The organism is Moritella sp. Urea-trap-13, from assembly GCF_002836355.1.
In the GTDB taxonomy this organism is placed as follows: Bacteria; Pseudomonadota; Gammaproteobacteria; order Enterobacterales; family Moritellaceae; genus Moritella.
The window spans coordinates 84,500-101,613 of the sequence record NZ_PJCA01000038.1 but is presented as its reverse complement, the minus strand read 5'-3'; the positions used below and the strand labels follow the sequence as shown (position 1 = coordinate 101,613).

General features: G+C 42.1%; 15 protein-coding genes. 12 read left to right on the top strand and 3 right to left on the bottom strand.

Translation table 11 applies throughout. From position 1 onward, the window contains the following. Nucleotides 1–83 precede the first annotated feature (83 nt). The 7 genes from thiL to CXF93_RS18405 all read left to right on the top strand — a co-directional run bounded on the left by thiL (nucleotide 84) and on the right by CXF93_RS18405 (nucleotide 8,004). Nucleotides 84–1,151: a thiamine-phosphate kinase gene (gene thiL, locus CXF93_RS18435; RefSeq protein WP_232784257.1), complete on the top strand. Its 1,068-nt coding sequence runs from the start codon at nucleotides 84–86 to the stop codon at nucleotides 1,149–1,151. Next, complete coding sequence (locus CXF93_RS18430; RefSeq protein WP_101063977.1) at nucleotides 1,148–1,651, top strand: phosphatidylglycerophosphatase A; 504 nt, start codon at nucleotides 1,148–1,150, stop codon at nucleotides 1,649–1,651. Before thiL ends, CXF93_RS18430 begins: the two co-directional genes overlap by 4 nt. Nucleotides 1,652–2,303: 652 nt before the next feature. Continuing rightward, entirely contained in the window at nucleotides 2,304–3,947 is a 1,644-nt protein-coding gene (locus tag CXF93_RS18425; protein ID WP_101063976.1) for an ABC transporter substrate-binding protein, read from the top strand. 147 nt (nucleotides 3,948–4,094) lie between these two features. After that, nucleotides 4,095–5,105, top strand: a complete 1,011-nt coding sequence (locus CXF93_RS18420; protein ID WP_017221101.1) for an ABC transporter permease subunit — start codon at nucleotides 4,095–4,097, stop codon at nucleotides 5,103–5,105. 27 nt (nucleotides 5,106–5,132) lie between these two features. Next, nucleotides 5,133–6,023: a dipeptide ABC transporter permease DppC gene (gene dppC / locus CXF93_RS18415; RefSeq protein ID WP_017221102.1), complete on the top strand. Its 891-nt coding sequence runs from the start codon at nucleotides 5,133–5,135 to the stop codon at nucleotides 6,021–6,023. Between the two features lie 11 nt (nucleotides 6,024–6,034). Next, a complete protein-coding gene (gene dppD, locus CXF93_RS18410; RefSeq protein WP_101063975.1) occupies nucleotides 6,035–7,003 on the top strand; it encodes a dipeptide ABC transporter ATP-binding protein in 969 nt (322 codons plus the stop codon). Then, a complete protein-coding gene (locus CXF93_RS18405; RefSeq protein ID WP_101063974.1) occupies nucleotides 7,000–8,004 on the top strand; it encodes a peptide ABC transporter ATP-binding protein in 1,005 nt (334 codons plus the stop codon). Before dppD ends, CXF93_RS18405 begins: the two co-directional genes overlap by 4 nt. A gap of 99 nt (nucleotides 8,005–8,103) precedes the next feature. On the opposite strand, the gene dxs is transcribed toward CXF93_RS18405, so the two are convergent. The 3 genes from dxs to CXF93_RS18390 are packed head-to-tail and all read right to left on the bottom strand — an operon-like array spanning nucleotide 8,104 to nucleotide 11,143. Further along, the gene (gene dxs, locus CXF93_RS18400; protein WP_101063973.1) at nucleotides 8,104–9,969 is read right to left on the bottom strand and encodes a 1-deoxy-D-xylulose-5-phosphate synthase; all 1,866 of its coding nucleotides are present in this window, start codon (nucleotides 9,967–9,969) and stop codon (nucleotides 8,104–8,106) included. A gap of 34 nt (nucleotides 9,970–10,003) precedes the next feature. After that, nucleotides 10,004–10,894: a (2E,6E)-farnesyl diphosphate synthase gene (gene ispA, locus CXF93_RS18395; RefSeq protein WP_101063972.1), complete on the bottom strand. Its 891-nt coding sequence runs from the start codon at nucleotides 10,892–10,894 to the stop codon at nucleotides 10,004–10,006. 3 nt (nucleotides 10,895–10,897) lie between these two features. Next, nucleotides 10,898–11,143, bottom strand: coding sequence for an exodeoxyribonuclease VII small subunit (locus CXF93_RS18390; protein WP_101063971.1), 246 nt, complete (start codon nucleotides 11,141–11,143; stop codon nucleotides 10,898–10,900). 185 nt (nucleotides 11,144–11,328) lie between these two features. On the opposite strand from CXF93_RS18390, the gene pomA reads away from it, so the two are divergent. From pomA to oppC, 5 genes are all read left to right on the top strand, one after another. Beyond that, a complete protein-coding gene (gene pomA / locus CXF93_RS18385) occupies nucleotides 11,329–12,093 on the top strand; it encodes a flagellar motor protein PomA (RefSeq protein ID WP_101063970.1) in 765 nt (254 codons plus the stop codon). A gap of 100 nt (nucleotides 12,094–12,193) precedes the next feature. Then, on the top strand, nucleotides 12,194–13,105 hold the full coding sequence (locus CXF93_RS18380) for a flagellar motor protein MotB (protein WP_101063969.1): 912 nt from the start codon (nucleotides 12,194–12,196) through the stop codon (nucleotides 13,103–13,105). A 369-nt stretch (nucleotides 13,106–13,474) separates the two neighbouring features. Then, nucleotides 13,475–15,106, top strand: a complete 1,632-nt coding sequence (locus CXF93_RS18375; protein WP_101063968.1) for an ABC transporter substrate-binding protein — start codon at nucleotides 13,475–13,477, stop codon at nucleotides 15,104–15,106. 96 nt (nucleotides 15,107–15,202) lie between these two features. After that, nucleotides 15,203–16,123, top strand: a complete 921-nt coding sequence (gene oppB / locus CXF93_RS18370) for an oligopeptide ABC transporter permease OppB (RefSeq protein WP_101063967.1) — start codon at nucleotides 15,203–15,205, stop codon at nucleotides 16,121–16,123. 10 nt (nucleotides 16,124–16,133) lie between these two features. Continuing rightward, nucleotides 16,134–17,036, top strand: a complete 903-nt coding sequence (oppC, locus tag CXF93_RS18365; RefSeq protein ID WP_101063966.1) for an oligopeptide ABC transporter permease OppC — start codon at nucleotides 16,134–16,136, stop codon at nucleotides 17,034–17,036. The last annotated feature ends 78 nt before the right edge of the window (nucleotides 17,037–17,114 follow it).

Genomic DNA, 17,114 nt, shown 5'->3' with positions numbered 1-17,114 from the left:
TTCAATGCAAAAAAGCTAGCACAGGTTGCTGGCTTTTTTTATGCCTAAAAAATACAATAGAAAGATTAACTTAAAGTACAATAATGGAAAGCAGTAAGACTATGGCGACAGGCGAGTTTGATTTAATTGGACAATATTTTACGAACAAATCGGTGTCACGCAATGACGTCATCGCGGGTATTGGTGATGACTGTGCCATTTTGTCTGTACCTGCAGGTAAACAATTAGTCGTGACCACAGATACCATGGTCAGCGGCGTGCACTTTCTTGCCGATGCCGATCCTGCCGATATCGCGCATAAATTAGTCGCTGTGAATATCAGTGATATTGCGGCGATGGGTGGTCAACCCGCTTGGGCTTCATTAGCATTAACCTTACCGCATTATGATAGTGTCTGGTTAAGTGCATTCAGCGATAGCTTGCATCAACAGTTACACAGTTATGGCGTCAGTTTGATTGGCGGCGATACCACCAAAGGCGATATGACGCTGAGCTTAACGCTACAAGGTTTTGTCGAGCAAGGTAAAGCCTTACGCAGACAAGGTGCGCAAGCCGGTGATTTAATTTATTGTAGCGGTACTATTGGTGATGCGAACGCAGGATTAAAGTTATTAATCGATGCCGATAATCGCACAAAGCTTGATGCTGAAAATAATGCACTTACAACAACTGATGAAGTAGTATTAACGGATAGCGAGAAAGCATTTCTAATAGCCCGCCATCAACGCCCAACCGCGAGAGTGACTACTGGTAAAGCATTAGTCGGCATTGCCAATAGCTGTATTGATCTCTCTGATGGCTTAGCGTCAGATTTACAGCATATACTTAAAGCTTCAAGCCGTGCGCGTGGCGTGACGCTGTCGGCAAATATTGAACTATCTGCATTACCGTTATCCAACGCATTGCAAACTTATGTAAGTAAAGCGTTATGGCCGCAATATGCACTTGCTGGCGGTGATGATTATGAATTACTATTTACTGTATCAGCAGAAAATAAAGCCAAATTAGAACAAGTCATGGCTGACAGTAACTTACCTTGTACGCAGGTTGGTGCGATTATAAGTACTGAAACAACAGAATCACAAATTAACTATTATAATGATAAGCAATTAACAACGCTCGCTTTGCAAGGATGGGATCACTTCCAATGAAAAAAGATTTTTTATCGCCTGAATTACAAAAATTAAATTATGCTAACCCAGTGCATTTAGCTGCGGTTGGTTTTGGTAGTGGTTTGATGCCAAAAGCACCTGGCACCATGGGTACACTTGCTGCTATTCCATTGTATTTGTTAATGACCAGTGTATTGGAATTAGGTTTATGGCAGTACATCGCTATTGTGGCGTTAGCATCGGTTATTGGTGTGTATATTTGCGCAAGTGCCAGTAAAGCCATGGGCGTACATGATCATGGCGCTATCGTCTGGGATGAATTTGCCGGTTATGGTATTACCATGATTGCAGCGCCGCAAGGCTGGATGTGGGTTATTCTTGGTTTTGCACTATTTCGCTTCTTTGATATTGTTAAACCCGGTCCAATTGGCTGGTTAGATAAAAATACTCACGGCGGTTTTGGCATTATGATTGATGATGTACTGGCGGGTGTGTTCGCTTTAGCTGGTGTTCAGCTTGTTGCATATATAGTATTGTAAATCAAACTAATACTGGTGTTTAGTGCTGGTATTGTTGAATCTTAATTGCCGTTTAATCTATTTTAATAGGTTGAATGGCGTGTAAAACACTGATTGATGAATCTTTATTAAAACAGTGTTTATTTTTATAAAATGTCAATTTATTACCCGCTTAAATGATACAACCATTTATTTGACTGTGTTATTAGTCTAAATCGCTAAATTACACTGGTTTAATTTTCGTCAATACTCAGTGATAGTCCCAATTTTACAAAATTCGTGAGTTTAATCACATTTAGTCATCTATTCTGCTTCCATCCTCCTGGTTTTTATCGTTATTCCTTTTTGTTATCTATTAGTTCTTTGAATTATAAGCATTATTTTCAATGTTCGCTTAGTTAAACTATATTTTATCTTTGCAGTATAACTTTAATCCATTGTTACATCGGTCATTTTTAATTGCTCAGGCAGCTGATCTGACTGTTGTAGTGGATAATCTCGTGGTGTTGTCATTAGTTATTACTTTGTCAGAGGTTTACATCACTGCGCTAAAAACGTAATTTCTGTGTGAAAACTATAATTCGCGGACAATGTATCTGCAAAAATGGCGTTAACTCCAATCTAGTCTAGTATCTGCAGTTAACGTTATCAACATCGCATAATGGAGCAAGGCATGAATAAAGGGAAAGTCGCGTTATCGCTATCTATCGCCAGTATTATCACGTTAGGTTTAAGTGGTTGTTCAGACGATAAAGCAGCGAAAGATTCATCTTCAGTAGCAGCTAAAAAACCAGTTTCTTTTGTATATTGTTCAGAAGCAAGCCCAGAAGGCTTCAATCCTGCATTATTTACTACAGGCACAACGTTTGATGCATCATCAAAAACTATCTTTAACCGTCTGGTTGAATTTAAACTCGGTACAACAGAAGTTATTCCTGCACTAGCAGAAAGCTGGGAAGTATCAGAAGACGGTTTAGTTTATACATTTAAATTACGTCACGATGTACCATTTCATACGACGACAGACTTTACCCCGACTCGTTCATTTAATGCTGATGACGTTATCTTCTCATTTGATCGCCAAGGCAATGCCGAAAATCCTTATCATAAAATTTCTGGTGGTTCATACGAATACTACAATGCAATGAGCATGGGTTCATTAATCAAAGAAATTAACAAGGTAGATGAATACACAGTTCAGTTCGTGCTTAATCAACCTGAAGCGCCTTTCATTGCTAACTTAGCGATGGACTTTGCATCAATCATGTCAGCAGAACAAGCGAAAGTATTCCTTGAAAAAGGCATGGCAGCACAACTTGACGTAATGCCTTCAGGTACGGGTCCATTTGCGCTACAACAATACCAAAAAGATTCACTTATTCGTTATGCGGGTAACGCCGATTATTGGGGTGGTGCACCGGCTATTGACCGTTTAGTATTTTCGATCACACCAGATGCATCGGTACGTTTTGCTAAACTGCAAAACAATGAATGTCAGGTCATGGCATTCCCAAATCCATCAGATCGTAAAATGATGGAAGAAGATAAAAACATTAACTTACTTTCTCAAGAAGGTCTGAACATTGGTTACCTTGCGTTTAACGTCAACAAAAAACCATTTGATGATGTACGTGTACGCCAAGCGTTAAACATGGCTGTGAACAAGCCTGCGATCATTGATGCAGTATTCAATGGTTCTGGTAAAGCGGCAACAAACCCAATTCCACCAACAATGTGGTCTTATAATACTGATATTAAAGATTATGAATTCGATTTAGTTAAAGCGAAAGCATTACTTGCTGAAGCTGGCTACCCAGATGGTTTTGAAACTAATATTTGGGCAATGCCAGTACAACGTCCATATAACCCGAACGCACGTCGTATGGCTGAGATCATGCAGTCTGATTGGGCTAAAGTTGGCGTTAAAGCGAAGATTGTGACGTTTGAATGGGGCGAGTACCTAAAACGCGCGTCGAAAGGCGAGCATGAAACTATCCTACTGGGTTGGACTGGTGATAATGGTGACCCAGATAACTTCCTAGCGGTATTACTTGGTTGTGACGCTGTTGGCGGTGCTAACCGTTCTATGTGGTGTAACGCTGAATTTGATGCATTAGTTAAAGAAGCTAAAACAACGGCAGACCAAGCGGTAAGAACTGACTTGTACGAAAAAGCACAAGTAATCTTCAAACAGCAAGCGCCGTGGGCAACGATTGCACACTCGGTTGTATTTGAACCAGTACGTAAAGAAGTTAAAGGTTACGTGATTGATCCACTTGGTGGTCACAACTTCTATAGCGTTAGCTTAGAAAAGTAAGTTCACTCAATGCAGAAACCTCAAGTGCTAAGCCTAATAAGCGTATAACGCGTACTTGAGCGTTTTGGATAGCGTAAGCCAAGGTTAATCCATAAGTGATTAACCTTGGCTTTATTGATAACCTTTTAAAGACCCTCAGAGTTTTCTATGTTCCAATTTATTTTAAAGCGACTAGGTACTGTGATCCCGACCTTCTTCGGCATTACTTTGCTTACTTTTACGCTCATTCATATGATCCCCGGTGACCCGATCGAAATCATGGCGGGTGAACGTGGTATCTCACCAGAACGTCATGCAATCTTGTCTGCTGAGCTGGGTTTAGATCAGCCAATCTGGAAGCAATATTTTTCTTATGTAGGTGGTATCCTGCAAGGCGATCTAGGTAACTCTCTGGTAACCAAAAAACCAGTTGTAGAGGAATTCTTCGAGTTATTCCCTGCGACCGTTGAGCTGGCCTTTTTAGCCGCGCTATTTGCTATTTGTATTGGCTTACCCGCCGGTATTATTGCTGCAGTAAAACGTGGTTCGATATTTGATCATACTGTTATGGGAGTGTCACTGACGGGTTATTCAATGCCGATCTTCTGGTGGGCATTACTGTTGATGTTAGTATTCTCAGTGAATCTGGGCTGGACGCCGGTTTCTGGGCGTATTGATGTGTCACTGTGGATCGATCACGTCACCGGTTTCATGCTGATTGATTCGTTATTATCAGATGAAGTGGGCGCGTTTGGATCTGCTATTCATCACCTCATTCTACCGTCTATTGTATTAGGTACCATTCCACTGGCTGTTATCGCCCGTATGACGCGTTCTTCAATGTTAGAAGTGTTGGGTGAAGATTATATCCGTACTGCACGTGCGAAAGGCCTAGCGCCTTGGCGTGTCATTGTTATCCATGCGCTGCGGAATGCCTTAATTCCAGTGATCACTGTGATTGGTCTGCAGGTCGGTATCCTATTATCCGGCGCCATCTTAACTGAAACTATTTTTGCTTGGCCAGGTATTGGCAAATGGTTAATTGAATCCATTGGCCGCCGTGATTACCCCGTAGTACAAGGCGGTATTTTAATTATTGCCACATTAATCATCTTAGTTAACTTACTGGTAGACATTATCTACGGTGTGGTTAATCCACGTATTCGTCACGCGAAATAAGATACAGGGTACAAGGAATAAAAGATTATGAGTGAAGTTTCAAATAATGCGCCAGTGATTGAACTGCGACCGTTAACGCCATTACAAGAATTTTGGAAATATTTTAGTACCAATAAAGGCGCCGTTGTGGGTCTGGTTTATATCGCAATGATGATTTTCGTTGCTGTGTTTGCAGATTTAATTGCCCCTTATTCACCGATTGAACAGTTCCGTGATGCGCTACTGCAGCCACCATCATGGACTGGCGGTTATCTGTTGGGTACCGATGCGGTTGGTCGTGATATTTTATCGCGTTTGATTCACGGCGCGCGTTTATCGCTGTTTGTAGGTATGTTAGTGGTGACCTTATCACTGGGTATCGGCATCTTATTAGGTCTGGTTGCTGGTTATTATCGTGGTCGTATTGAAACCGTGATAATGCGTTTAGTTGACATCATGTTAGCCATGCCAAGCCTATTATTAGCGATTGCGATTGTGGCTATTATGGGACCTAGCATTGTGAATGCATCGATTTCGATTGCCGTGGTATCGATTCCACACTATGTGCGCTTAACCCGTGCATCAACTATGACTGAAATGAGCAAAGACTATGTCATCGCTTCGCGTATTGCCGGTGCTGGTCCACTGCGCATCATGTTTAATGCGGTATTACCAAACTGTTTAGCACCGCTGATCGTACAAGCAACATTGGGTTTCTCCAATGCAATTCTAGATATGGCAGCACTGGGTTTCCTTGGTTTAGGTGCTCAAGCGCCAACAGCTGAGTGGGGCACCATGCTAGCGGACGCACGTCAATATGTACAAAGCGCATGGTGGGTTGTTACCTTCCCTGGCGTGACAATCTTGTTAACCGTATTAGCATTTAACTTAATGGGTGATGGTTTGCGTGATGCACTTGATCCTAAATTGAAACAGTAAGAGGTTGGTTTATGTCACTGTTAGAAATTAAAAACTTATCAGTCACATTCAGCGGCTTCAGAGCGGTTGATAACATTAGTTATAGTGTTGATAAAGGCGAGATCCTCGGTATTGTTGGCGAATCTGGCTCAGGTAAATCAGTGAGTTCGATGTCTATCATGGGCTTAATTGACCATCCGGGAATCGTTACTGCAGATAGTTTGTTGTATGAAGGTCAAGACCTGTTAACTATGCCTGAAAAGCGCCGACGTCAATTGACGGGTGCTGATATTTCGATGATATTCCAAGACGCGATGACCAGTTTGAATCCGTGTTTCACGGTAGGTTATCAGATCATGGAAACATTGAAAGTACACCAAGGCGGTAGTAAATCAGCACGTAAAGCACGGGCGATTGAATTATTGGATTTAGTCGGTATTCCGGCACCGGAAAGTCGTTTGAATGTCTATCCACATCAACTGTCTGGCGGTATGAGCCAACGTGTGATGATTGCCATGGCATTGGCCTGTGATCCGAAACTATTAATTGCAGATGAACCAACAACCGCATTGGATGTAACTATTCAAGCGCAGATTATTGACCTGCTGGTTGACCTGCAGAAGAAAAATAACATGGGCCTGATCCTTATTACTCATGATCTAGCCTTGGTTGCTGAAGTGGCTGATCGTGTTGTGGTGATGTACGCCGGGCAGATTGTAGAAACAGGCAAAGCTGAGGAAGTATTTAAACATCCTAAGCACCCGTACACTCAAGCTTTGCTCGCCTCATCACCAGAGTCGGCCATCGGTAAATCTCGCCTTGCGGCCTTGCCAGGTGTGGTTCCTGGTGCATATGACCGTCCTGTTGGTTGCCTGCTTAATCCACGTTGCCCGTATGCAATCGATAAGTGTCGCACCGAAGAGCCAGGCGCACATGAAAGCCCATTAGGTCAGGTTAAATGTCATACGCCGTTAACTATCGAAGGGAGACCTGCAGCATGAGTGACGTTGTAAGTACCAATACTGCAGAGCAACAACCGTTATTAAAAGCGGTTGATCTGAAAAAACATTATCAAGTATCACAAGGTTTCCGTAAACCGGATGCGACAGTAAAAGCGCTTGATGGCGTATCATTTACGTTAGACGCAGGTAAGACGTTAGCGATTGTAGGCGAGTCAGGTTGTGGTAAGTCAACGCTAGGGCGTTTGCTGACGATGATTGAAACGCCTACCCATGGTGAGATTGATTTCCAAGGTCAAGATTTATTGAGAATGGATAAAGACACATTCAAAGTATTGCGTCAAAAAATCCAAATCGTATTTCAAAACCCATATGGTTCGCTAAACCCACGTAAAAAAGTGGGACAAATTTTAGAAGAGCCATTAGAGATCAATACCAAGTTAACGAAAGCCCAGCGTAAAGAGAAATCCATGGCGATCATGGCGAAAGTAGGCTTGAAGACCGAGCATTACGACCGTTACCCGCATATGTTTTCGGGCGGTCAACGTCAGCGTATCGCCATTGCCCGCGGTTTGATGCTAGATCCAAACGTGGTTGTGGCAGATGAACCGGTATCAGCACTGGATGTATCGGTACAAGCGCAAGTATTAAACTTGATGATGGATTTACAAGACGAGTTGAACTTAAGCTATGTATTCATCTCACATGATTTATCTGTGGTCGAACACATTGCCAATGAAGTTATTGTGATGTATCTGGGCCGCGTTGTTGAGCACACGACGAAAGAAGAGTTGTTTGCTAATCCACGTCATCCGTATACCCAAGCTTTACTATCCAGTACTCCGCAGCTAAATCCGGAACACCGTCGTGAACGTATTAAGCTGGTGGGTGAGTTACCATCGCCACTTGATCCACCGAAAGGTTGTGCTTTCCATGCACGCTGCCAGTTTGCTAATGAACGTTGTAATGTCGAACAACCGACATTAGTTAAATATGGTAAATCGTTAATTGCTTGTCATGCTGTTGAAGAGCAACGTATTTAGCCCTAATGTAGGCTAAGCCATTAGACTAAATAAAAAAGGCTCTACTTGATGTGAATCGAGTAGAGCCTTTTTATTAGCTATCGTTTGTAATGATGAAGATTACAGCGCAATAAACGCCTTAATACTGGCTTCAATACCTATATCATCTAGGCCAAGTTCAGCGTAGATTTCATCTTGGGTACCTTGATGAATGAATTTGTCTGGCAGACCTAAGTTTAATGTTGGTGTCATTAACTTATTCGCCATCAAGTATTCATTCACACCAGAACCTGCACCACCCATGATAGCGCCATCTTCGATAGTGACTAAGATATCATGAGTCTTCGCCATTATAGTTAATAGTGCTTCGTCTAACGGTTTAGCAAAGCGCATATCAACAACCGTGGCATTTAAGCGTTCAGCCGCTGGAATAGCGTTATGCATTAAGGTACCGAAACATAAGATCGCCACTTTTTCACCTTGACGACGGACAATACCTTTACCGATTTCAAATTCAGTAAATGCTTGTTCAACATCAACGCCAGTACCGCTGCCACGTGGATAACGTACCGCAGCAGGACCATTATATTGGTAACCAGTATGCAGCATTTGACGACATTCATTTTCATCACTTGGCGTCATGATCACCATTTTCGGGATACAACGCATAAAGCTAATATCAAACGCACCTTGGTGAGTTTGACCATCTGCGCCGACAAGACCTGCACGGTCAATGGCAAACAAGACCGGAATATCTTGGATCGCGACATCGTGAATCAGCTGATCATAACCACGTTGTAAAAACGTTGAATAGATAGCCACAACGGGTTTATGACCACCAATAGCGAGACCCGCAGCAAACGTAACGCAGTGCTGTTCGGCAATCGCCACATCAAAATATTGTTTTGGGTAAGTTTCAGAGAACTTGATCATACCCGAGCCAGCGCCCATCGCAGGTGTCACTGCAGCAAGCTTTTTATCTGTAACCGCTACGTCACATAACCAATTACCAAAGATCTTTGAGAAAGTTGGTTTTGACGGTGCTGCAACAGGTAAAGTATCTTCTTCTGGGTTGAATTTAGGCACTGCATGGTAACCAAGCTGATCTTGTTCAGCTGGCGCATAACCTTTACCTTTCTTGGTGACCACGTGTAAAAATTGTGGGCCTTTCAGGCTGCGCATATTACGCAATGTTTCAACTAAACCGTTAACATCATGGCCATCAATTGGGCCGATATAGTTAAAACCGAATTCTTCAAATAAAGTGCTGGGTACTACCATGCCTTTTAAGTGCTCTTCAGCGCGACGCGCAAGCTCCTTAATTGGTGGAATACCTGAGAGTACTTTTTTACCATTTTCACGAAAACTAGAGTAAATATCACCAGACAATAGTTTGGCTAAATGTTTATTCACCGCGCCAACGTTTTCTGAAATCGACATATCGTTATCATTTAAAATAACCAGTACGTCTTTATTGATATGACCGGCGTGATTTAGCGCTTCAAACGCCATACCACCGGTAATCGCACCATCGCCAATAATCGCCACAGTTTTACGATTTTTATCTTCTTGATCAGCAGCGACTGCAAGGCCGAGAGCTGCACTGATTGATGTCGATGAGTGACCAACATTCAGGTGGTCGTATTCACTCTCATCGCGCCAAGGGAAGGGATGTAATCCGCCTTTTTGACGAATAGTCGACATGCGATCACGACGACCGGTTAAAATTTTGTGCGGGTAAGCTTGATGACCTACATCCCATAATAATTTGTCGTATGGGGTATTGTAGACATAATGCAGGGCAACCGTTAATTCAACAACGCCTAAACCGGAAGCAAAGTGACCGCCACTTTTACCTACTGATTGTAATAAATAGCTACGCAGTTCATCACACAGGTCATCGAGACGATCTGCGGGTAATTGACGCAACTCTTCTGGAATGTCAGCTAATGCCAATGTAGGGTAATTCGAAATATCTAAGCTCATAATTTTTATAATTTTTATACTTTGTTAGAATCTGTTATTTATTTCGCTCGATGATGTACTGCGTAAATAATGCGAGAGTGGTCGTATCATGCGGAATCGTTTCTAAGGCGAACATCGCTTGTTGATACAGGGCTTGGGCTTTTTCTTGTGCCCCAGCTAAACCAAGTAATGCCGGATAAGTTGATTTATTTAATTCAACATCCGAGCCTTGTGGTTTGCCCAGCGTTTCAGTATCGCTGATTATATCAAGAATGTCATCTTGCACTTGGAATGCTAAGCCGATAGCGTTAGACCATTTATCTAATGCCGCTAATAATTCAACCGAGCAATGTGGTGATGCCAGAACACCGAGTTTTGCTGCGCAATTAATAAGTGCACCAGTTTTATTATTATGAATAGCTTCAAGTTGAGTCAATGACACCTGTTTATCGGTTGCGGCTAAATCCATCGCTTGGCCGCCACACATACCGCGATAACCACTGGCTTGAGTCAGTGATTTTAACATCGCTAAACGATTCTTTTCAGCTTCAGGCGAGAGTGCACAATCCAATAATAGTTCGAATGCGAAAGGCTGCAATGCATCCCCCGCTAAGATAGCCGTTGCATGATCGAATTTGATATGGCAAGTCGGTTGACCGCGACGTAAATCATCATCGTCCATGGCCGGTAAGTCATCATGAATTAATGAATAGGCATGAATAGATTCGATTGCAGCGGCAGGGCCATCAAGATCGCCAAGATTAACACCGAGCATTTCACCTACAGTATATACGATCACCGGGCGAATACGTTTTCCGCCTTGTAATAGACCATACTCCATCGCAGCGGCAAGCTGAGTATTATGTATTGGTAACAAGTTTATTTGCTGCTGCAAGTAATCATTGATACGGCCTTGATATAAGGCGATTGAATTTGAAAGCTGCACTATTTAATTACTACTGTCAGAATTGAAGGGAGCAAGTGTTTGCTGGTCACCGTTGGCGAGTAATATTGCTACTTGCTGTTCAGCATGCTGCAGTTTTTGCGAGCTTGCACGGGTTAAACTAATACCACGTTCAAATTGTTTTAACGCATTATCAAGTTCACAATCACCTTGCTCTAAGCTGTTCACAATTGTCTCTAACTCTGCAATAGACGCCTCAAACGTCATATTTTCTGGTTTTTTTACCGCCATCGGGTATCCCTCTGATAATATACTCGGGTATTATACCCAAGTTAATAAGGTATATACAGCTTAACTGTGAGATGACAACGATAAGTAAGACAAGATCACTTAAGATATTTACTTGCTTGCCGATATAGTTCAATGAATACACTCGCTAGAAATATGATGATAATTTGCTTGAGATGGGGAATGTTGTGGATTTAGCAACTTTAATAGGATTACTCGGCTCGTTTGCCTTTGTCGTAATGGCAATGGTGCTGGGCGGCGACATCGCGATGTTTATTGATACACGGTCGATATTAATTGTATTTGTCGGTTCACTGTTTGTGGTATTGATGCATTTTAATTTTGGCCAGTTTTTAGCCGCGGCAAAAATTGCACTAAAAGCATTTATGTTCAAAATTGATAAACCAGAAGATTTAATCGAACAAGCGGTAGAAATGGCCGATGCAGCACGTAAGGGCGGTTTTTTGGCGCTTGAGGAGGCTGAAGTAAAGAATGAATTCATGCAAAAAGGTATCGACTTATTAGTCGATGGCCATGATGCAACCGTTGTCAGCCAGACATTGCAAAAAGATATTAAATTGACCAAAGCACGCCACAAAAGCGGTATTCACGTCTTTACTATGATCGGCGAAGTTGCGCCGGCGATGGGGATGATCGGTACCTTGGTTGGCCTGGTTGCTATGTTATCAAACATGGATGATCCTAAATCCATTGGTCCGGCGATGGCGGTTGCTTTATTAACGACCCTATATGGCGCCATTTTTGCCAATATGATGGCGATCCCAATTGCGGGTAAATTGAAACTCCGTTCTGAAGAAGAAATGTTGAATAACACCTTAATTATGGATGCTATTTTAGGTATTCAAGAAGGCCGTAACCCAAGGGTAATCGAAAGCTTATTAAAGAATTACCTCAATTCATCAAAACGTGAAGTGGGCAATTCTGAAGTTTAGTTTTCGCTATTAATGATAGCTTGCATTGATAGTTTAGTAAGTCGTTTTAGTCAGTAGATAGCTTAGTCAGTAGATAGTTTCGTGAGTAGAGAGATACCCTATGTCAGATGAATGTGATTGCCCACCCCCAGGGCTACCTGCGTGGATGGGAACATTTGCCGATTTAATGAGCTTGTTAATGTGCTTCTTTGTCTTACTACTGTCATTTTCAGAGATGGATGTGGTGAAATTTAAGCAGATTGCTGGCTCGATGCAGTTTGCCTTTGGTGTCCAAAATCAGATTGATGTAAAGAATATTCCCAAGGGCACCACGGTTATCGCTCAGGAGTTTCGTCCCGGTCGTCCGGACCCAACGCCGATTGAAACCATCATGCAGCACACCATCGATAATAGTGAAGCAGAACTGGATTTTAAAGACGGTGAAGAGCAAGACGCTGGTGGTAAAAATAAACAAGCAGAGGACAATAATGGTGGTAAATCACCAGAAACCTCAACCCGTGATAATACCCCAACAGAAAAAATAGAAGTAACCGAAGATACCAGTGAGTTAGTTAAAGCATTAGCCGAAGCACTAAAAGAAGAAGTGGAAAGTGGTGGGGTTGAGGTCGAAAACCTCGGTCAACAAATCATAATCCGGATCAATGAAAAAGGTTCATTTCCTGCGGGTTCGGCTTTTTTACAACCGCGTTTTCGTCCTGTGATCCAAAAGGTAGCGCAACTATTAGCAACAATTCCGGGCATTATTACGATTGCAGGGCATACTGGGAAAGAGCAGTTACATTCAGAACTCTATCGTTCGAAGTGGGACTTATCGAGTCAGCGTGCTGTGTCAGTTGCCCATGAGATGTTAAAGGTTAAAGATTTCACTGAAAATCGTTTGATTGTACAGGGCATGGCAGATACCCAACCTTTAACGGATGTTAAAAGTGAATTACGCCGAAACCGTCGTGTTGAAATCGGCATAATGCAAGGTAAGGCGAAACTATCTGAGCCGTTGGATGTAGTTAGATAGGGTTAAGTAAGAAGTTAGAGAGGCTCGCAACGTGGATTGTCACATGTTGCGAGCTTTTTTTTGGCTATTGATCCCGCGGGTAGTATTAACCCATAAGTATTAACACTGGCTAATTATTGAGTATGTATTCCAATAAGGGCTAATTAAGTATATTAGGGTCACAATTAAACACTTAATCTTAACAATTGTCGTATTGTAGGTATTAACGGTTGTCGATTGATGATAGTTTAGAATATCTAGCAATTAAATGAATTAATTGCTATTGTAAATACTACTCCTTTAGAGATGCTTGATATTGCAATTCAACAATAATTGAAATATAAAACAAATTTAAAGGTCATGGATGTAATTGTCGTACTGGAGTTGTACATGTTAAAGAATAAAATCACCCAATCATTATTATTAAGCGCAGGTCTTGCGTTTGCTGCCACTTCCCTCACTGCCACTGCTGCTGAAGTTCCTGCCGGTGTTAAGCTTGCTAAAAGCCAAGAGCTTGTTCGTGGTAACGGCACTGAAGTTGCGTCGTTAGACCCACAAAAAGTGGAAGGTGTTCCTGAATCGCATGTATTACGTGATTTACTTGAAGGTCTTGTAAACCAAGATGCAAATGGTATTACTATTCCAGGTGTGGCTGAACGTTGGGAAACTAAAGATAATAAAGTATTTACTTTTTACCTACGTAAAGATGCGAAATGGTCGAATGGCGATGCTGTAACGGCTGATGATTTTGTATATAGCTTCCAACGCGCGGTTGATCCTGCCACTGCTTCACCTTATTCATGGTATCTAGATATGACTACCATGGTAAATGCTTCTGATATCATCGGCGGTAAAAAAGACAAGTCTACTTTGGGTGTTAAAGCGATTGATGCCAACACATTTGAAGTAACGCTTGAAACTGCGGTACCTTATTTCGTTAAGATGATGGCTCACACAACGATGAAGCCAGTGCATAAAGCAACCGTAGAAAAATTCGGTGACAAATGGACTAAACCAGAAAACTTCGTTGGTAACGGTGCGTTTGTTGTGAACAAATGGGTTGTGAACGAACGTCTAGTGCTTACGCGTAATGAACAATATTGGGATAATGCGAAAACAGTTTTAAATAAAGTAACTTACTTACCAATTGAAAACCAAGTTGCGGAAATGAATCGTTTCCTATCTGGTGAAATTGACTTTACTTACGAACTGCCAAACGAGCATTTCCGTCGTTTACAGAAAGAACATGCAGAGTCGGTAGCAATCAAAGGTAACTTGTGTACTTATTACTACAACTTCAATACACACAAACCACCATTTGATGATGTACGTGTACGTAAAGCGATCTCTTATTCTATTGACCGTAATATCATCGCCAACGCGATTCTTGGTCAAGGCCAGAAACCAGCTTACTTCTTAACGCCTGAAATCGTTGCAGACTTTAGCCCTGAGATTCCTGCTTATGGCAAAATGACGCAAAAAGAACGTAATGAAAAAGCGAAAGAATTGTTAGCGGAAGCGGGTTACAACAAATCAAACCCACTAGAATTCAGCCTATTGTATAATACGTCAGAAAATCACAAGAAAATTGCAGTTGCAATTGCGTCTATGTGGAAGAAAAACTTAGGTGTATCGGTAATACTTGAAAACCAAGAGTGGAAAAGCTACCTAGAAACGAAAAAGCAGGGTGATTTTGAAGCCGCTCGTGCTGGTTGGTGTGGCGATTATAATGAAGCATCGACATTCACTTCATTAATGGAAGGCAGCAACACGACTGGTGGTATCCACTATAAGAGCGCAGCATACGATAAGCTGACAAAAGATGCAGTGAAAGCAACATCTGAAGCGAAACGTCAAGAGTTGTATTATGCTCAAGAAGCACTATTAACGAAAGACATGCCAATCGCGCCTATCTATCAGTACGTTACTGCACGTTTAGTTAACCCACATGTGGGCGGCTATGCGGAAAATAACGCACAAGATCAACTTTACTCTAAAGATATGTACATCATCGCTGAGTAATAGTTTTCCATACTATTAATTTTTAGATATCAACTGCATGCGGTATCACGCATGCAGTCTTCTTCATTTTTAAATTGTCATAGATTGAGTTAGATTATGCTTAAATTCATCTTAAAACGAATTCTAGAAGCAATACCGACGATGCTGGTATTGATCACCGTGTCTTTTTTCCTTATGCGTTTTGCCCCTGGCAGCCCATTTTCAAGCGAGAGAACGCTGCCGCCACAAGTGATGGCAAATATTAATGCGAAGTATGGTTTAGACAAGCCAGTACTTGAGCAATACACCACATACCTTACTAATGTCATTCAAGGTGACTTAGGCCCTTCTTTTAAATACAAAGATTTTACCGTAAATGAACTGGTTGCTTCGGCATTACCGGTATCAGCAAAAATTGGTGCTTTCGCCTTTGTATTCGCACTGGTATTCGGCGTCTTCGTCGGCACCATAGCTGCTTTAAATCAGAATACGTGGTTAGACTACAGTATTATGTCAACGGCCATGATCGGGGTGGTACTGCCTTCTTTTGTGCTCGCACCCGCGCTTATTTACTTATTTTCGATTGATCTTGGCTGGTTCCCTGCTGGTGGTTGGCTTGATGGTTCACTGAAATACATGGTTTTACCGGTATTAGGTATGTCGATGTTATATGTTGCTACTTTCGCGCGAATTACCCGCGGTAGCATGATTGAAACCATGAACAGTAACTTTATTCGTACTGCGCGTTCGAAAGGGTTGAGTTTCCCATACATCGTAATGAAACATGCATTGAAACCAGCGATGTTACCTGTGGTTTCATATATGGGTCCTGCTTTCGTTGGTATTATCACGGGTTCAGTGGTTATCGAAACAATTTTTGGTTTACCAGGGATTGGTAAGCTGTTTGTAAACGCGGCATTTAACCGTGATTATTCTTTGGTTATGGGTGTCACGATCCTCATCGGATTCTTGTTTATCTTATTCAATGCAGTAGTGGATATTCTACTTGCTTATGTTGATCCGAAAATTCGTTACTAAGGGATTAGGTATGTTATCTAAAACAGCAAAAGTCGAAGCGTTAAACAACTTCTCGACAAATTTAGAGATTGAAGGCCGTAGTTTGTGGCAGGATGCGCGTATTCGATTTATGCGTAATAAAGCCGCGATGGTCAGTTTATTCATCTTATTTCTGATCACGCTTTCGGTGATCTTCGTACCTATGTTTAGCCAATATGCATTTGATGATACCGATTGGTATGCGATGCATGCGCCGCCATCAGCGGACCATTGGTTCGGTACTGACAGTTTAGGGCGTGACTTACTGGTACGTACCTTTATTGGTGGTCGTATTTCGATGATGGTTGGTGTGATGGGCGCATTCGTTGCTGTGCTTATCGGTACGTTATACGGCGCTGCATCGGGCTTTATCGGTGGCAAAACTGACCGTGTAATGATGCGTATCCTAGAGATCCTTTACGCTATTCCGTTTATGTTCCTGGTTATCGTATTAGTGACTTTCTTTGGTCGTGACATTATCTTAATTTTTGTAGCGATTGGTGCGATTGCTTGGTTAGACATGGCGCGTATTGTCCGTGGTCAAACGCTAAGCTTACGCGGTAAAGAGTTCATCGAAGCGGCGCATGTATGTGGTGTGAGCAAGTGGGGTATTATTACCCGTCATATCGTACCGAATGTATTAGGTATTGTTGCCGTGTACTCAACGCTACTTATTCCAAGCATGATTTTAACTGAATCTTTTCTTAGCTTCCTCGGCTTAGGCGTGCAAGAGCCTATGACCAGTTGGGGCGCGTTATTGCAAGAAGGTGCACAAACGATGGAACTGGCTATCTGGCAATTAGGTTTCCCAGCGCTGTTCATGGTTGTCACCCTGTTTTGCTTTAACTATGTCGGCGATGGTCTACGTGACGCGCTTGATCCAAAAGACAGATAATTGCTAAATAGAATGGCTTAAAGTGAGCAGAACCTAATTTAAGTCATTCTAGCGTAAAATATATTGCTGACTACACAG